Here is an 18,627-nt window from a genome sequence, read left to right as displayed (position 1 = left end):
CCGCCCGGGGGCTAGGCCGGCGGGCACACGCGGGTGAAGGGGTGAGGCGGAGAGTTGGGTGCCGGGGCTGCACGGGCGAATGAATTCGCTGCAACGAGCACACGAAATCCGCCTTCGCGGATTGGAAGATTGGGAGGGCAGGGCGGGGCTGGTGGGGCGTGGCGGGGGTGGATGGATGGTGTCTGGTCGTATTCACCCTCGGCACCCGCGGCCACTCCGAACCCGTCGGCGAAGGCCGACATCGCGTTTCCCCAGCCGCGATTTCAACCGCCCGGGGGCTAGGCCGGCGGGCACACGCGGGTGAAGGGGTGAGGCGGAGAGTTGGGTGCCGGGGCTGCACGGGCGAATGAATTCGCTGCAACGAGCACACGAAATCCGCCTTCGCGGATTGGAAGATTGGGAGGTCAGGGCGGGGCTGGTGGGGCGTGGCGGGGGTGGATGGGTCGTGCCTGGTCGTATTCACCCTCGGCACCCGCGGCCACTCCGAACCCGTCGGCGAAGGCCGACATCGCGTTTCCCCAGCCGCGATTTCAATCGCCCGGGGCGAGGCCGGCGGGCACGCGCGGGTGAAGGGGTGAGGCGGAGAGTTGGGTGCCGGGGCTGCACGGGCGAATGAATTCGCTGCAACGAACACACGAAATCCGCCTTCGCGGATTGGAAGGTTGGGAGGTCAGGGCGGGGCTGGTGGGGCGTGGCGGGGGTGAATGGGTCGTGCCTGGTCGTATTCACCCTCGGCACCCGCGGCTACTCCGAACCCGTCGGCAAAGGCCGACATCGCGTTTCCCCAGCCGCGATTTCAATCGCCCGGGGGCGAGGCCAGCGGGCACACGCGGGTTGTGGACGGGCTGGTGCTTTGATGGATGACGGCTTGGCGGGGCTTGGGGGGCTGGTGAACGCGAACTTCTGAGCGGGGGACGGGCGAGGAGCGATGCGCGACGCGAACGGGCAGCGGTTCTGGATGCTGGCGGAGGCGGCCCACTGGGACGGGCGCGACGGGGTGCAGTGGAACGCATCCCGGCGCAGCCTGTCCCTGGCCAGCCGCCGCCTGGCGCCCGCGCCCAGCGAGGCGGAGGGCGACCCCGCGGCGCTGCTGCAGTCCATCCCCGCCGCCCGCGACGCCTTTGGCACCTGGGCGCGCTGGCTGGCCCGCGACGAAACCTCCAAGCACTCCGCCGTGCGCGCCATCGTGGCCGGCGGCGCCGTCCCCGACGACGACGAGGTGCCGATCGCCTTTACGCCGGGGGACGCGGCACCCACCGACATCGCGCTGGGCTACGACGGCGTTCTCTACGCCGCGGGCGCCTGGGGGATCGCCATGTACGACCGGCGCGGCCGGCGGCGCGCGGAGGTGGTGGCGCTCCAGGACTTCACCCCCTGGCGGATGGCGGCGGACCCGCGGGGCGGCGTCTGGGCGCTGGACGGGGACACGGGCGCGGTGGCGCGGCTCACCGGCGGGCTGTGGGCGGACCGGCCGTATGCGCCCTACGCGCCCGGCGTCTTTCGCCCGGAGCGCGAGAACCCCGATCCGCCCCGCCTGACCCGCTTTCCCACGGCGGACGTGCCCGCGGACGAGCGGCCGGCGGGGATCGCATCGTCGCCCGGCGGACGGATCGCCGTGCTCTCCTGGGCGGACGACGGGCGGGGGGTGGCGCGGGTGCTGGACCCGGAGGGCGTTCCCTCCGCGCCCATCCGCATGCACGGCGGCGTGCACCCCTACTCGCTGGCCTGGGTCTCGGAAGAGCGGCTGGCGGTGATGGACCCCGGCTCGCCCGAGGCGCTGGTCTACGCGGCGGAGCCCGGAGAGGCGCTTCCCGTGGGCGACCTGTATCCGCTGCGCGGGCACCGCGGCCAGGAGCCGTTCGCGCACGGGCTTTCCCTGCCGCCGCACTACCCGGCCGAGACGGGGTTCGCGCCCCTGCACCGGCTCTCGTTCCCCTCCTACGCCCGCACGGGGCGGGCGCGGGGCGCGGCGCCGCTGGACTCGCGCGACGCGCGCACGGCGTGGCACCGGCTGTACCTGGAGGCCCACATCCCCCCCGGCGCGTCCGTCACCGTGTGGCTGGCGGCCACGGACGAGCCGCGCCGGCCGGAAGGGGCGGACGCCTGGTTTCCCCACCGCTTCGGCGGCGCGCCGCGCGGGGACGGGACGCCGGCGGGGGCGTGGCTCCCGTATCCCTCCGAAGTGCCCTTTCATGGCGGGCTGCTGGCGTGCACGCCGGAGCGGGGGACGTCGGGGCTGTGGACGGCGCTGGTGCAGCGGCGCGGCCTGCGGGTGAGCGCGCTGCGGGGCCGCTTCCTGTGGGTGCGGCTGGAGCTGGAGGGAAGCGGCAGCAGCGGGCCCGAGGTGGCGGCGGTGCGGGCGTACGCGTCGCGCTTCAGCTACGCCGAGAACTACCTCCCCGAGCTGTACCGCGAGAGCGTCGTCGGTCCCGAGGCGGACCAGCCCGGACCCGCCACGCAGGCGGACTTCCTGGAGCGCTTCCTGGGGATCTTCGAAAGCGTCCTGACCCCGCTGGAAGACCGCGTCGCCCGCGCCTGGCTGCTGACGGACGCGCGCACGGCCCCGGCGGAGTCGCTGGAGTGGCTGGCGGGATGGGTGGGGCTGGCGCTGGATCCCGCGCTCTCGGAGGACCGGCGGCGCGCCATGCTGGCCGCCGCGCCCCAGCTGGCGCGGTCGCGGGGAACGCTGCGGGGGCTGGCGCTGGCGCTGGACGTGGCCACCGGCGGCGCGGTGCGGGGCGGCGAGGTGGTGGTGGTGGAGGATTTTCGCCTGCGCCGCACCTTCGCCACCATCCTGGGCGCCGACCTCAGCGGCGACGAGGACCCGCTGCTGGGCGGCATCTCGGTGAGCGGCAACAGCTACGTGGGCGACACGCTGTTCCTGGGCGAGGAAGAGAACAAGGAGTTCCTGGCCCTCTTCCGCGCGGACCTGCCGGTGACGGACGAGGAGGAGGCCGCGGTGGACCGCCTCTTCGAGCGGCTGGCGCACCGGGTCACCGTCCTGGTCCACCAGGAGGTGGAGCCGCAGGACCTGGGATTGATCGCCCGGGTGCTGCAGCGCGAGGCGCCGGCGCACGTGCTGGCGCGGGTGATGGCCGCCAGCCATCCGCTGGTGGTGGGGCTGGCGGCGCTGGTGGGGGTGGATACGTACCTGACCCCGCGCCCGGCGCCCGGTCCGGTGCGGGTGGAGCGGAGCCAGCTGGGCCTGCGCGACTTCCTTCTCCACCCGGTGAGCCTGGATCCGCGGCTGGAAGGCGGCAGCGCGCCGGTGCAGGAGGTTGGCGGGGCGGGTGGGGGTGGGCTGGTGTTGGGATGACGGGTGAACGGATGAAGGGGTGAAGGGGTGAAGGGGTGAAGGGGTGAGTTGGGTGCCGGGGCTGCACGGGCGAATGAATTCGCTGCAACAAACACACGAAATCCGCCTTCGCGGATTGGAAGATCGGGAGGTCAGGGCGGGCTGGTGGGCGTGGCGGGGTGGATGGGTCGTGCTTTGTCGTATTCAACGCACTGCGCCCCTCTGCTTCCCGGAACCCGTCGGCGAAGGCCGACATGGCGTTTCCCCAGCCGCGATTTCAATCGCCCCGGACGGTGCCCCGGACGGTGCCCGGACGACGCCCCGGACGGTGCCCCGGATGGCGCCCCGGACGGTGCCCGGACGGCGCCCCGGGACTGCGCGAGCGGACGATGGGGCAGGGGTGAACGGACGACGGGGTGAGTGCGTGCGGTGAGGGACGAGCGCTTGGAAAGATGACGACGAAAGGGACTTCGCCGATGGCGACCGACATCAAGGACCCGCTGCTTGACCGGCTGCTGCGCCCGGACCGGGTGGCGTACGCCAACGGGGCGCTGCTGGGGGCCGAAGACTTTGCCGCGGAGCAGAGCTACCACCGGGGCCGCCTGGCCCGCGCCCTGGCCTACCTGCACGGCACCGGCACCATCGCGGGGCTGCGCGTGCAGGTGCGCCCGCCCGCCGTGGGGCCCGACGCGGGCGAAGGCGAGCAGGTGCGGGTGGAGCCCGGCGTGGCGCTGGACCCCGCGGGCCGCCTGGTAGAGGTGCCCGACGCGGTGTGCACCCGCCTGGGCCGCTGGCTGCGCGCCAGCCGCCCCGAGGACCGCGCGGGCGCCTACTGGGAATGGACGGCCGCCGTCGCGGCGGGGATCGCCCAGGATTCGTCGCCGGGAAAGACGCGCGACTACAACGGCAACGAGCAGGCAAGGCCGGAAGGCGTGTTCGTGGTGGACGTCTTTCTCCGCTTCCACCCCTGCGAGCGTGGCTACACGCCGGCCATCGCCTCCGGCCCCTTCGACGCGCTGGACGCGGTGGCGGCCTCCCGGGTGCGCGACGGCGCCGAGCTCTCCCTCCTCCTCCGCGAGGAAAAGGCGGAGGATGGGGACGAGCAACTGCAGGCGCCCCCGCTCCCGGGGCCGCAATGGCCGGAGCTGCCGCCGGGAACGGGGCCCGACGGCCGCGGGGCCGCCATCCACGAGGACATCCTCGACGCCTGGCGCGAGGGGAACGAGTTCTCGACGCGCGTGGGGAGCAGGCGGCTTCGCGAGCACGCCATCACCCAGGACGGGCTGGAGGTGTTCCTGGCGCGCCTGGTGGTCCCCGCGCGCACCAGCGACAACCAGCGCCTGCATGATGATACCAAGCGCGTGATCAGCGTGAACAACCTGGCCCGCCGCTTCGTCTACTCCGCCGGCGCGCTGGCGCGGTGGATCACGGGATAGGGTGTGCCCCCCGCACGTCGGCCGAGGGGCGGGGCAGACTGTGGAAAAGACGCGCATCAGGTGGAGCCATCGTCCGGCTCCCGCGCGGACAGGGCGGATGCGGTGCCTTCCGGAAAACGCGGATACACACCGTGAGGCAGGGTTGCGACGGCACGACGGCGGAGGGTGGATGCAGGGTTGCCCGAATCCACACCTGATGCGCGATCTGGCGAGCCATCCGCGCGCATCGAGCATCGACGCAGCGGGGTGATCGATCCGCAGGGTGCCGCACCCTCGGTATCCATCCGAACGGCAGACCGTGGAAAAAGACGCGCATCAGGTGGAGCCATCGTCCTGCTCCAGTGCGCACAGGGAGGATACGGTGCCTGCTGAAAACGCGGATACACACCGTCAGGCAGGGTTGCGACGGCACGGCGGCGGAGGGTGGATGCGAGGTTGGCGGAATCCACTCTTGATGCGCGATCTGGCGAGCCATCCGCTCGCATCGAGCATCGACACGGCGGGATGATCGATCCGAAGGGTGCCGCACCCTCGGCATCCATCCGAGGGCAGACCGCGGAAAAGATGCGCATCAGGTGGAGCCATCGTCCGGCTCCCGCGCGGACAAAGCGGATACGGTGCCTTTCGGAAAACGCGGATACACACCGTGAGGCAGGGTGGCGACGGCACGGCGGCGGAGGGTGGATGCGAGGTTGGCGGAACCCACACCTGATGCGCGATCCGGCGAGCCATCCGCCCGCATCGAGCATCGACACGGCGCGACAGGGCGGATGGGGTGCCCTCGAAAAAAACGCGGATACACACCGCGAGGGCAGGGTTGCGACGGCACGGCGGCCGGGGTGGTGTGAGGGCCGGCGGCCGTGGAGGATCGGCGGAGAGTGGGACGAGATGAGGGAGACCGGCCCCGAACGGGGACTTTCGGGCGGAGAGCGGCGGAACGACCTGGCGAGCGAGAGAAACCGAGATGACGTTCACATCCACGCAGGGCCCGGCGCGCGAGCCCCTGAACCGCGAAGCCATCGACAAGCTTCGCTCGTCCGTGGTGCTCGACGAGCGGCGCACCCGCCCGCTCTACTTCGACGGGCGCTTCCTGGCCGCGCGCGACCTGGTGCGCGAGCAGCAGTACTTCCTTACGCGCCAGGCAGACCTGGGCAAGGCCGGGGGCACCGGCGTGGTCTACGGGCTCATGGCCGAGCGCCACGCCGTCCCCACCCGCCTGACCATCGGGCCCGGCCACGGCGTCACCGCCACCGGCGAGCTGGTGGTGGTGCCCGGCGAGCTGGTGGTGGACCTGGCCGACCTGCCGCAGATCCAGCGGCTGGACCTGACCTTCGGCCTCATCGAGATCCCCCGCGAGCCGGCCCGCAACCGCACCGGGCTCTTCATCCTGGCCCTGCGGCCGGTGGAGTTCTCGGCCAATCCCATCGCCACCTATCCCACCACGCTCGACGGCCAGCGCTCGCTGCACGACGGCGACATCGTCGAGGGCGTGGTGGTCACCCTGATCCCCTATCCCGACGAGGGCGCGGGAAGCTACGACGAGCGGCGCGCCAAGGTGGCGTACGACATCTTCGTCCGCGCCGCCTCCAAGGGGCTGGCCGCGCCCGTGCTGCCGCTGGCCATGGTGGCCATCGCCGGCGGGGTGGTGCAGTGGGTGGACCCGTACCTGGTGCGCCGCGAGGTGGGCGCCGACCACGGCGACATCCTGGGGCTGGGCTTCGCCCCGCGGGCCCTGCGCGAGGCGCACCTGCTTCAGTACGACCACCACCTGCGCGAGGTGATGCAGCTGCGCGGCAACCTGGGGCAGAACTTCGCCGCGGCCGACTACTTTCGCGCGCTGCCGCCGGCCGGGCGCTTTCCCCGCGCGTCGGTGAGCCCCACCGAGTGGACGCAGACCTTCTTTCCGCCCACGGTGGAGGTGGACCTTTCCATCGTCCCCATGGACGAGCTGCCGGCGCTGCTGGAAGAAAGCCTGCTGCTGCCGCCCATCGACCTTACCCGCAGCGCCGAGGAGCTCGATTCCACCGCGGTGCTGGTGCTGATCCCCGTCCACCGCTCCGAGCTGGGACGGCTGAAGCACGAGCTGGGCACCATCACCCGCCCGCTTCCGCCCGCGGCGCCCTGGTCCATGGCCCGCGCCACCCCGCTGCAGACGCTGCAGTCGCTCTCCCTCCCGCCCACGCTCCTTGCCGCGGCCGTGCAGGGCAAGGACCGGCAGGCCACCTGGGCCGAGCAGCTGACGGGCACCGACATGCTGTGGTTCATCCGCCGCCGCAACCTGCAGGTGCGCGCGGACGTGCTGGGCCAGCCCGCGCAGAGCCTGTCCGACGCGCTCAAGCGGCTGGATCCCAACGCCCAGCCCGCCCAGCCTGCTCCGCAGCCGCCCGTCTCGCCCCAGCCCCTGCCGCCGATGGAGCCGGAGCCGGCCCCGCAGCCGCCGGTTCGCCCGGGGCCGCTGCCGCCGGTGGATCCCGCGCCCGAGCCGGATCCCGCGCCCGATCCGGCCGACTCGCCGGAGCCGGAGCCCACCGACCCCGCCAGGCTGTGCGTGGAGCACGTCCGCGCGGCCCGCGACGCCCTGGCCGGCCGCGACGTCCAGGAGGCGGAGGCCATCCTGCAGCGCATCGTGCGCACGGACACGCGCGAGATGGCCCGCTGCCGCGAGGCGGTGCGCCCCGCGCTGGAGGCCATCGCCGGAAAGCAGTTCGCCGACGCGCTCGGGCTCCTGGACGACCTCCTGGCCGACGCCGGCGCGGCGCCGCTTTCCGACAGCTGCGTAAAGATGATGGGGGCCGCGCTGCAGGCGCTGAACGCCGGCGCCCTGGACGACGCGTCGGCCATGCTCACGGCCATCGTCTCCGGCGGGGAGCGCGACACCGAGCCCTGCCGGCGCCCCGCCTCGCTGGCCCTGCACGCGCTGGAGCAGAAGCAGCTGGACCAGGCGGTGCTCATCCTGAAGTCCGCGCTGCGCGGCGTTCCGCTGGACACGGGGGACGCCGCCGATCCACGCCTTCCCGCCGACGAAACGGCCGGCGGCACCACCGGCACCGTGGATCCGCGGTTCGAGACCACGATCGCGAGGACGATCATCACCACCCCCGAGCGCACCGGCACCACGCCCGCGCCGACGGGCACGACGACGCGTCCGACGAGAACGACGACGGGAACGACGAGGCCGGCGGGCACCACGGGGACGCTCGCGCCGGCGACGCTGTCCGCCGCCACGCTGGCGGCCATGGACGACGCCGAGGCGGGGCGGCTGCGCGCCACCCGCGGCTTCGGCGCCGGGCTGGACCGGCTGGGCAAGGCGCGGCCGGAGCTGGTCGCCAGCCGCCTGTTCGCCGCCAACCTGGCCGCGTCGGGCGTGGCGGCCGAGCTGGACGGCCTGGCCCGCACCGCCCGCGGCGCCGCGCTCACCTCGCTGGCGAGCGCGGTGGCCGCGCCCGGGCTCTCGCGCAGCCGCACGGCGCCGCGGCAGCTGGCCGCCGCCGTCCGCAAGCACGCCGGAGGTGAGAAGTGAACGTCCGCCCCATCACCGACCCCGTCGAGGGCGAGCAGGTCGTCGAATCCGCCCCGGAGATCGCCCCGGTCATCGACGCGGGGTGGCGCCGGCGGCTGAACCTGTTCGCCGGGCGCGCCCTGAGCGACACCGCCCTGCGCGGCGAGCAGGAGGGGCGCGCCGGACGGCTGGCCACGGCCGGCCAGACCTTTTCGCACGGCGTCGTCCACGGCCTGCAGGTGGCGGTCGAGGCGCAGGCCGGCGAGCCCGTGCGCCTGCTGGTGAGCGCGGGGCTGGGCCTTACCGTCCAGGGCGAGGACGTGGTGGTCCCCCGCGCCGTCCGCGTTCCCCTGGACGACCTGTGGGTCTATCTCCCCTTCAGCGGCGGGGGCAGCGCGCCGCCGTCCGGCGGGGGCGGCGGGGATCCCGCCCCCGTGCCCGGCGGCGGGGACGCCGATCCGCTCCCCGGCCCCGCCGGAGGGGACGACGAGAACCCCGGCCCGCTGCCCAACCCCGACGAGGACAGCGATCCGCTCCCGCACGGCGGCGAGACCTCGCTGCGGCTCACGGCGGAGGGCCGGCGCGGCGAGGCACGCCGCGGCCTTCCCGCCCTCCCCGCGCTCCCCTCCGCCGCCCCCGCGCCGCGCGCACAGGCAGCGCTGGCCGGGGACGACGAGGAGGAAGAGGAGGAAAAGGACTACCTCGAGGCGCCCACGCTGTCGCCGCCCGTCTTCAAGGGGCCGTGGTCGAAGCTGATGGACGAGGTGGCGGCCGGGACGCGCTACCCCCTGCCGCGCGCGATGGTGCTGGTGCTGCAGCCGATCGTCGCCGACGAGGTGGGCGAGGGCGACTCCCGCGACCCCTGCGAGCAGGACCCCGCGGCCGACGCCTTTGCCGACTGGCGCATCGTGGACGGGTGCCGGCTGGTGCTGTACGCCTGGCCCTGGCCGCAGATCAAGCTCTTTCCGGACCCGTCGAGCCCCACCTGGCGCAACCAGCTGGCGGACGTGGTGTTTCGCCTGGAGGCCGGGTACGCGCCGGGGCAGTTCCACCCGTGGGAAGAGGTGGGCGTTCCCATCGCCCTGATCGGGTTCGGGCAGAACGCGCGGCCGGTGTGGGTGGACGCGCACGCCGTGGTGCGCGGCGGGGGCAAGCCCCGCACGCGCGGGTCGCTGGTGTCGCGCACGGGGACGCCGTTCCTGTGGCAGGCGCGGCTCAAGCAGTTCGCCGAGCAGGCCGCGGGGCTTCCCTGGGGGCAGCCGCACCCCTTCACCTCCGTCCGCTACCTGCCCCCCGCGGGGATCCTGCCCCGGCAGGCCATCGGCGAGCTCAAGCAGCCGGGGCGCATCTTTCCCCCCGGGTGGCAGGTGGAGGCCGTCCCCATCCCCCTGGAGCAGCTGGACGCCGCCTTCGAGGCCAGCGCCGCGCTGCGCCGGTACGACCGCACCGTGCCGGTGGACCAGGTGCGGCTGCTGGTGCCCGTGCCCGGCGACGTGTACCACCCCCGGCTGCTCAAGGACGAGGAGGTCTCGCCCGAGTTCGGCAAGGCGCTGACCGTGTTCCAGGAGCGCGAGGACGAGTACGTGCGCCGCCGCGAGGAGCTGCGCCGCCGCGCCGAGGCGCTGGTGGCCGGCGCCACCGGCGTGCGCCCGCGCTTTCCCCGGCCGGAAGAGGACCCGGACCGGGTCAAGAGCAGCTCGCTCTTCAACCCCAACCCCTTCTCGGGGGCATACACCTGGCTCACCTCGGCCGCCGCGGGCGCGGCCGGGTCCAGCGAGTTCCTTACCGCGGCCAGCGCGTGGCGCATCGGGGAGGGCGACACGGTTTTCGCCTACGTGTACCTGGACCCGCTGTTCACGCCCAGGGAGCTGGGGATCTCGTTTCCCGTGTCGGAGGAGCGCCCCGAGGACGACGCCGAGATCCCGGACGAGCGGGCGGGCGTGCGCTGGGGCCCGCGGACCGGCGCCGTGCTGGACGACGGCGGCCACGTGTGGCTGGGCGACGTTCCCGGGCCGGGGACCTGGGTGCGGCTGGAGGTGCCCATGCACCGCGTGGGCGCCGAGGGTGCGTGGGTGAGCGGGATGCGCTTCACCGTGGTGGGCGGCAAGGCCAACTGGGACCTGGCGGGGCGGGCGTACTCCACCGACCGCGTGTGGATGGACGACGACTTTCCGCGGGGAAGCACGGCGAACGGGGGCACCTGGATCACCGACCCCGAGGACGAGGGCGAGGAGGCGCCGCCGCCCCGGGCCCGCTCGGGCGTCAGGGCGCTGGAGGTAAAGGCCGGCAGCCGGTTCGCCCAGGCCGAGGCGCGCTTTCTTCTGCCCCCCGACCCCGCGGTCCCGCCGGTGTTCAACGTGGCGGCGGGGGACGTGCTGTTCGCCTACGTGTGGCTGGACCCGGACGCCGACAAGACGCCGGGCGCGGTGATGCTGCAGTGGAACGCCGGGGGCACCTGGGAGCACCGGGCCTACTGGGGGAGCGACCTGTTCCCCCTGGGGCAGGCGAAGACCCCCAGCAAGTGGAGCATGGGCGCCCTTCCCCCCGAGGGCGGGTGGGTGCGGCTGGAGGTGCCCGCCGCCGCCGTGGGGCTCGAGGGGCAGGTGGTGCGCGGAATGGCGTTCAACGTACACGGCGGCCGCGCCGTGTGGGACCGCGCCGGCACCGCCCCGCGCCTGTCGCGCCCGCGCGGCACCGGGCTCACGGGCGAGTACTACGAGGACGCCAACAGCACCGAGCTGCACTCGTCGCGGGTGGACCCCGTGGTCGACTTCGAGTGGAACGCCCGTCCGGCGGCCGAGGTGGGCCCGGGGCAGGCGCTGTGGTCGGCGCGCTGGGTGGGGCAGGTGATGCCGGTGTTCAGCGAGGACTACGTCCTGGTGCTCACCACCAGCGGCCCGGCGCAGCTGTACCTGGACGGCGCAAAGGTCATCGACACCGAGCCGGCCCCGGCCACGCCCCCCGCCCCCGCCACCACCTACCCGGTGGAGAGGGAGCACGAGATCCGGCTGGACGCGCGCCGGCGCTACGACCTGCGCCTGGACTATCGCCCGCGCGCGCACGACAAGGGGCACGTGCGCCTGGAGTGGCGCAGCCCCAACACGCCCCTGGAGGTCGTCCCCACCGGGGTGCTCTTTCCCTCCGCCACGGCGGGGGGCGGCACCGAGGTGCCCCGCATCCAGGAGGTGTGGGTGGACGACGTGCTGCCGCCGGGCTCGTACACCCCGCTGGGGTGGACCTTTCCCGATCCCGCCAAGGCGGTGAACCCGCCCGAGGGCGACTACGGCACGGTGCTGCAGGGCGACGTGCGGGTGGCCGTCCCCCTGCAGAACCTGCGGCAGGCGCTGCAGGGCTACCCCATGCGCGCCGACCAGCGGGCCAGGCTGGACCAGCTGGGGCTCGAAAAGTACGTGGAGTACCTGGACGCCACCGTGCGGCGCTGCGACGACGTGGTGAACTTCGGCTTCGTGCGCGTGCAGTCCGACGTGTACCGCTTCCGGCGCCTCATGCTGGGCACCACCAGCGCCACGCGGCTGGCCACCTCGCCGGCGCTGGCGCAGATCATCAACGAGGAAAGCGCCGTCACCGTCCGCGACAAGCTGGTGGAGTTCCTGGACGCCAGCGGGCTGCGCCAGGGCGCCGCCCCCGCGCAGTCCAGCACCGCCTCCACGGTGGAGCTGGCGGCGGGGAGCGACCACCCCCTGGCCGCCGCGCGCACCTTTGCGGCGGGGATCGTCTCGGCCGAGACGATGGAGATGCGGGCCACCCTTCCCGACGCCGACTTCGTCCCCGCCGAGGCGTCGCGCACCGCCCCCATCTCGCGGACGGCCACGACGGCGGCGTTCCTGTCCGCGGGCGCCACGGCCGACCTGGCCCTGGCGCCAAAGACGGACCTGCGGGCGGACCTGGCGCGCGACGACGGCGGCTTCGCCACGCTGGCGCGGCGCGAGGTGGACGCGGAATTCATGGCCGACGGCGGCGGGGGCGGGTTCTCGTCGCCCGTCATCCGGCCGCTGGCGCCGCGCGCGGGGGCCACGGACGACGAGGTGCTGCGCAAGCAGCCGATCGTGGGCGAAACGTACAACTTCCGCACCGTCACCGTGGGCGAGCGGCTGGAGACGCCGCGCGCCAACGAGGCCAAGAGCTACACCCTGCTCACCCGCTACGAGGTGCTGCGGTCGCTGCTGGACCTGGACATCCTGCTGGACGACATCAACATCCCCGGCTTCGTGAGCGTGGTGAACGGCCAGCCCGAGGTTCGCCAGGTGACGCGCCCCGGGAACCCGCTCACGCTGCGCATTGCCCGGCGGGTGCCCCGCGCCCTGGGGGCGATCCGCTACCGGCTGGAGCAGGACACCCTGTACGAGCCGGACCCCGACGACGCCGACGAGCCGCGCTTCTACAGCGTGGGCGTGGAGCTGCTCGACGCCACCATCGCCGCCCTGCGCGCGGTGGAGGGGCGGGTGCAGCAGTACCGCGACGCCCTGAACCGCTGCCGCGCGACGCTCAACGAGCTGCGGACCTTCTCCGACGCGCTGGCGGCGCGCCTCAAGACGGTGGAGGGCGAGCTGGCCGAGGCCCGGCACGACTACACCGTCACCCAGGCGCTGCTGGACGAGGAGAACAAGCGCGTCGAGGACATCAAGGCGCGCCGGCTGGCCATCCTCAGGCAGCACGTGACCTTTCTGGCCTTTCACCGGCCGCGGGCGGTGCACGGCACCGACGACGCCCCGGTGCGCCCGCTGGACCCGGCGTTCCGCGATTCGGCGGTGCCGGCGTGCCTGGCCACGGCGCAGGAGGCGCCCGCCGAGCTGCGGCGGCTGGTGCAGCTACTGCGCGAGGCGCCCGTGCGCTGGTTCCAGCAGGTGCCGCGGCTGCTGGACGCGCTGGACCGGGTCGACATGCTGCACGGCGTTCTGGGCGTGGCCAAGCGCCGCGCCGGGGTGCTGGCGCCGCCGGCGCCGGTGTACGCCCCGCCCCCCGGGGTGGGCCGCTTCGCCGACGCGCTGGGGCGGCGGTACGCGGCGCAGGAGTCGGCCGTGTGGGAGCAGCGGCGCGGCGCGGCCGAGCTGGACCTGGCGGTGCTGGGCCAGCAGGGGTGGCGCTGGGCGCGCGAGCAGGCCGAGCGGGTGGTGTCGCTGGGCGACCTGATCGAGGCGGCGCACGGCCGCACCGACGTGGACCGCGGCGCCGCGCGCGAGCTGGACGACGTGCTGCGGGTGGCCACCTGCCTGTACTCCAAGTTCGGCGAGGTGCTTCCCTCCATCCGCCTGGACTGGGCCGAGCGGCTCAGCCAGTACGACGACGTGGCCGAGATGCGCAGCCTGTACGTCCTTCCGCGCTGGGGCGAGCTGGAGTACCTGGACCGGCGCGAGATGCAGTCCATGGTGGACTGGCTGTTCCAGCGGGTGAACCCCCGCTACCCGCAGTCGGTGGCGATCATGAACGACATCGTGCGGTCGTGCCTGCTGCTGGCCAGCCACGCGCCCGTCAACCAGATCGTGGCGGCCGACGTGGCGCGGCAGTCCGAGGTGCGGGTGGGGAGCCTGGTGCCGCTGGCGGTGGACCTGCGGCGGGTGCGCATCGGCATGTACGTGCTGATGAAGGACGCGCAGAACCGCCAGGTGCACGGGGTGGTGGAGGACATCGTCAACGGGCAGGCGATCGTGCGGGTGGTGCAGGGCCCGCCCGGGACGGTCACCCTGCCACCGGGGACGCGGGTGCAGCTGGGCGACCGCGAGCGGCTGGCGCCCGTGACGGTCAAGGCGCCGGTGCGCGACCGCCGCGCCGAGATCCTGGACGGCGTGCGGCGGCGGGTCGTGCGCGACCACCGCACGTGAGCACCCCCGCGCGGCGGGTGCGGCGGGTGCGCCTGGCGGCCCCGCGCCCGGAGCTGGTGCGCCGCGGCGCGCTGCTGCTGGAGGACGCGCTGCACACGGCGTCCCTGGCCGGCGGCGACGGCGGGCGCCTGCTGCTGGTGCGCCGGCTGGACGTGGGGCGCATCCACCCCGGCCGTGCGCCCTCCGCCCTCGCCCTGGCGCTGGAGGAGCGCTTCCGCCATCTCGGCGCGCGGGCGGTGCACGGGGACGATCCCGGGGCCGCCGTCGCCGACGCGGTCTTCTTTCGCGACGCGGTGGAGGCGCACGCGGCGCTGGCGGTGCGGCTGGCGCGCGGCGGCCGTCCCGGCGGCTGGTTCTGGCGCGCCGCGGTGCCGCGCTGGCGCGCGGACGCCGGGGTGGGGGAGGGGCTGCGGGCGGTCCTCGCCTCCTCCGCGGACACGCCGGCGGGGGCGTTCGCGCCGGTGGCGGTGCTGGCGGCGCTGGTGGAGCACGGCGTGGCCGCGCCGCTGCTGGACGCGCTGGGCTGGCAGGACGGTCCCGCGCTCCTCCGCGCCTGCGGATGGACGGCGCCGGCCGCTCCCGCGCGCCTCCTCCGCCACTCCGCCAAGGGGGTGGACGACACGCTTCCCGCCGCGTGGCGCGCCCTGGTGGCGGAGCGCGCCCGCGCGTGGGGCGAGGACGACGCGCGCACCCTGTGGCTGGCCGCCTCCGCGCTCGCCGCACAGGTCCCCGCGCGCATGCTGGACGCGCGCCTTCCCGCGCGCGCCCGCCGCGCCGTCGCCGCCCTCGTCGCGCCCCCCGCGCTCCTGGTCCGCCCCGACGCTCCCGCCGAATCACCGGCTCCGCAACGGCGCGCAGCGGTGGATGGGGATCCGTCCGTATCCGCATCCCCCGTCGCTCCGGCGGAGGATGCCGAGGCGGTGCGGAGGATGGGGATCGATCGATCTTCATCCACCGAAGCCGAGCGTTTTGCCGAACCGGCGGCGCCGGCGGATTCCCATCCCCCGAAACCGCTGGATGCGGCGGCGGAGGAGGCGGTCGTCGCGCGGCGGAGGGAATCGGCAGACGTCGCGGCGGTGGATTCCGTCGATGCAGATCGTGGCGTGGCGGATCGGCAGCGGGTGGACGGGGAGGCGGCGGAGGCGCGGGTGGATGCGAAGCCCGCGGAGCGCCGGTCCCGCTTCGCGGACGTGCCGGAGCCGACGGTGGGCGGCGGCCTGGGCTTCGTGGTGCCGATGCTGACGCGGCTGGGGATCGGCGGGATGATGGAGGCGCACCCGTGGACGGCGGATGCGCGCCTGTCCGACTGGCTGCTGCGCACCGTCGCGCTGCGCTGCGGCGTCCCCGCGGGCGATCCCGTGCTGGCGGCGTTCGGCGCGGAGGGGCTGTGGCGCGAGCCGGCGGCGGAGGGGTGGTGCGCGCCCGCGGCGTGGACGCGGGGGATCACGGCGGACGGGCCCTGCGTCCTGCGGCGGACGGCGGACGGGGGACGCGCCCTGTTCGACGCGAGCGGCCGCCTGCCGCTGGCCTGGTGGCGCGGGGACGCGCCGGACGGGGCGGAGCCGTTCCTGGTGGATGTGGTCAAAGTGGCCAAAACGGAGACACGCGGCGGCTTCGCCCTGCTGCGCGATGCGTGGTCCGTGGCGGCGCGGCGGTGGTGCCGGCGCGGGGCGGGGATGGGGATGCGGACGCTGGTCGCGCGTCCCGGCCGCGTGGAGGCGACGCGGACGCACGTGGACCTCGTCTTCGACCAGCGCGACGCGGACGTGCGCGTGCGCCGCGCCGGGCTGGACCTGGACCCCGGGTGGGTCCCCTGGCTGGGCCGTGTGGTCCAGTTCCACTACCTGTTCGGAGAGCGCCCCCGTGCTTCGTGAAGCCGCCGCCGCCGTCCTGGACGCGCCCGCCGCCCAGCCGCCCGCCCGCCCGGCGGAGGCGCCGCCGCCGGTGACCCTGCGCGCCTTTGCGCTCGCGGCGCTGGCGGAGCGGGCGGGCCCGCGCGCCGGGCAGGCGGAGGAGGGGGAGCTGGCGTTTCTGCACGCGCACCTGCGCGCCGTGGCGCCCGGCGGCGGGGGATGGGTGGCGGCGCTGCACGGCTACCTGCGCCGGCCCGCGCCCGCGGACCTTCCCCTGGTGCGCCTGGCCGCCGCGCTGGACCTGGAGATGGTGGAGGCGCTGGCCGTGGCCCTGGCCGCCGCGGTGGAGGACGATGCGCTCGCCGGCCGCGCGCTGGCGCACCTGCAGCGCCCGCTGGGCGGCTCGCGCCCCACGCTCTCCCTGCTGGCCACCTGCCTGGCCCCCGCGGCGGAATCGGGGATGCGGCCGATCGACGTGCTGGCGTCGGGGAGCGCGGCGCGCGCCGGGGTGCTGCAGGTGCTGGACGCGGGCGCCCCGCTCCCCGAGCGCGCCGTTGCCGTCCCCCTGCACCTGTGCCAGGCGCTGGCGGGGGGCGACGGCCACGTCCCCGGCGTCTCCATCGGCGTGGACGAGCCGGTGCCGCTGCCTCCCACGCTGACGGACCAGGCCGCCCGCCACGCGGATGGGCTCCGCGCCGCGCCGGGGCGGGCCCTCGTCATCCGTAGCGGCGCCGTGGCCGAGACGCGCGCCGCCGCCGCCGCCGTGGCCGCCGCCCTGGAGTGCCGCGCGGCGTTCGTGGAGGGCGAGCCCGCGCCCGGGCTGGGCCCCTGGCTGCTGCTGCGCGGGCTGGTCCCCGTCTTTCGCCTGGAGCTGGCGCCCGGCGAGCGCCGTGCCCTCCCCGCCATCCCCGGCTATTCCGGACCGGTGCTGGCGCTCTGCGGCCCGGACGGCAGCGTGGAGGCCGGCGGCGCCGTTCCCCTCTCGTGGACCCTCTCCGTCCCCCCGCCCGACGAGCGGCGCCGGCTGTGGCAGGCGGCACTCGGGCAGGCGGCGCTCGGGCAGACGGAACCGCGGTCCGCGGGATCGGCGGAGGCGGAGCCGGGGCAGGCGGAACTGGCGGACACCCTCGCCACGCGCCATCGCCATGCCAGCGGACGGATCGCCCACCTGGGCCGGCTGGCGCGGCACGTGGGCGCGGTGCATGGGCGGACGGCGCCGGTGCTGGAGGACGTGGTGGCCGCCTCGCGCTCCGGCGGGGGGACGGGGCTGGAGGCGCTGGCGCAGCCGCTTCCCGCCGCGGTGCCCGACGAGGCGCTGGTCACGGGCCCGGAGCTGAGGGAGGAGCTGGAGCGCCTGCTGCTGCGCTGCCTGGTGCGCGACGGGCTGGCGGACGGGCTGGGGATCTCCACCTCCGTGCGCTACACGCCGGGGGTGCGCGCGCTGTTCGTGGGTCCTTCGGGGACGGGAAAGACGCTGGCGGCCGGGTGGATCGCCACGCGGCTGGGGCTGCCGCTGTATCGCGTGGACCTGGCCAGCGTCACCAGCAAGTACATCGGCGAGACGGAAAAGAACCTGGCCCTGCTGCTGGCCCGCGCCGAGGCGTCGGAAGTGGTCCTGCTGTTCGACGAGGCCGATTCCATGTTCGGCAAGCGCACCGAGGTGCGCGAGGCCAACGACCGCTTCGCCAACGCGCAGACCAACTACCTGCTGCAGCGCATCGAGAGCTACGACGGCATCTGCATTCTCACCAGCAACTCGCGCAGCCGCTTCGACCCCGCGTTCGCGCGGCGGCTGGACGTGATCGTCGACTTTCCCCTTCCCGGACCGCAGGAGCGCCGCGCGCTGTGGGAGGCGCACCTGGGCGCGGACCACGCCATCGCCACCGCCGACCTCAACCGGCTGGCCGCGATGGCCGACGTGGGCGGCGGCAACATCCGCAACGCCGTGCTCGAGGCCGCCGTCCGCGCCCGCCACGCCGCGCGCCCCATCGCCGTCCCCGACGTGGAAGCCGCGCTGGCCGGCGAGTACCGCAAGCTGGGCAAGACCGTCCCCGCGGGGCTGCGCACCCTCGACACGCAGGAGGCGGACGGATGGCGGGGGTACTGAGGCCCGACGAGCTGAAGAGCAAGGAAGCCCTGCGCTCCGCGGTGGACGAGAAGAAGGCCGCCCCCGCCGGGATGCCCGCCTTTCTCAAGCCGCCGGCGGAGGAGGTCGTCGTGGCCGAGCCCAAGGAGCTCGCCGCCAGCCCCCCGGCGACGCCGGTGGTGGTGGTGCCGGTGGAGAAGGAGGAGGTGTGGTGAAGGGTGAAGGGGTGAAGGGGTGAAGGGGTGAAGGGGTGAGGCGGAGAGTTGGGTGCATGGGCGGCACGGGCGAATGAATTCGCTGCAACAAAGACACGAAATCCGCCTTCGCGGATTGGAAGGTTGGGAGGCGAGGGAGGGGCTGGTGGGCGTGGCGGGGTGGATGGGCCTCCTGGTCGTATTCACGCACGGCGCCCTCCGCTTCCCGGAACCCGTCGGCGAAGGCCGACATCGCGTTTTCCCAGCCGCGATTTCAATCGCCAGGGGAGGATGCCGGTGGACACCCGCCGGTCGCGGACGGGTGACGGGGTGACGGCGTGAGGCGGAGAGTTGGGTGCCTGGGCCGCGTGGCGAATGAATTCGCTGCAACGAACACACGAAATCCGCCTTCGCGGATTGGAAG

At 74.6% G+C, this 18,627-nt stretch carries 7 protein-coding genes; all 7 read left to right on the top strand.

Annotated features, from left to right (window positions below):
• Window positions 1-928: 928 nt before the first annotated feature.
• The 7 genes from VGC13_RS05375 (at window position 929) to VGC13_RS05345 (ending at window position 18,224) form a co-directional block, all read left to right on the top strand.
• The gene (locus VGC13_RS05375) at window positions 929-3,316 is read left to right on the top strand and encodes a phage tail protein (RefSeq protein WP_331124189.1); all 2,388 of its coding nucleotides are present in this window, start codon (window positions 929-931) and stop codon (window positions 3,314-3,316) included.
• 455 nt (window positions 3,317-3,771) lie between these two features.
• Window positions 3,772-4,731 (top strand): hypothetical protein, encoded by a 960-nt coding sequence (locus VGC13_RS05370; RefSeq protein WP_331124188.1) that lies wholly within the window; start codon window positions 3,772-3,774, stop codon window positions 4,729-4,731.
• A 964-nt stretch (window positions 4,732-5,695) separates the two neighbouring features.
• Window positions 5,696-8,251, top strand: coding sequence for a hypothetical protein (locus VGC13_RS05365; RefSeq protein ID WP_331124187.1), 2,556 nt, complete (start codon window positions 5,696-5,698; stop codon window positions 8,249-8,251).
• The gene (locus tag VGC13_RS05360) at window positions 8,248-14,070 is read left to right on the top strand and encodes a PA14 domain-containing protein (RefSeq protein ID WP_331124186.1); all 5,823 of its coding nucleotides are present in this window, start codon (window positions 8,248-8,250) and stop codon (window positions 14,068-14,070) included. Before VGC13_RS05365 ends, VGC13_RS05360 begins: the two co-directional genes overlap by 4 nt.
• A complete protein-coding gene (locus tag VGC13_RS05355; RefSeq protein WP_331124185.1) occupies window positions 14,067-15,944 on the top strand; it encodes a hypothetical protein in 1,878 nt (625 codons plus the stop codon). Before VGC13_RS05360 ends, VGC13_RS05355 begins: the two co-directional genes overlap by 4 nt.
• Complete coding sequence (locus tag VGC13_RS05350; protein ID WP_331124184.1) at window positions 15,934-18,030, top strand: ATP-binding protein; 2,097 nt, start codon at window positions 15,934-15,936, stop codon at window positions 18,028-18,030. Before VGC13_RS05355 ends, VGC13_RS05350 begins: the two co-directional genes overlap by 11 nt.
• Entirely contained in the window at window positions 18,015-18,224 is a 210-nt protein-coding gene (locus VGC13_RS05345; RefSeq protein ID WP_331124183.1) for a hypothetical protein, read from the top strand. The genes VGC13_RS05350 and VGC13_RS05345 overlap by 16 nt, the downstream gene beginning before the upstream one ends.
• Window positions 18,225-18,627: the final 403 nt, after the last annotated feature.

Origin of the sequence: Longimicrobium sp., from assembly GCF_036399255.1 — a bacterium.
Taxonomy (GTDB): domain Bacteria; phylum Gemmatimonadota; class Gemmatimonadetes; order Longimicrobiales; family Longimicrobiaceae; genus Longimicrobium.
Note: the sequence above shows the minus strand (reverse complement) of the source record. Positions and strands in the feature narration are given on the sequence as shown.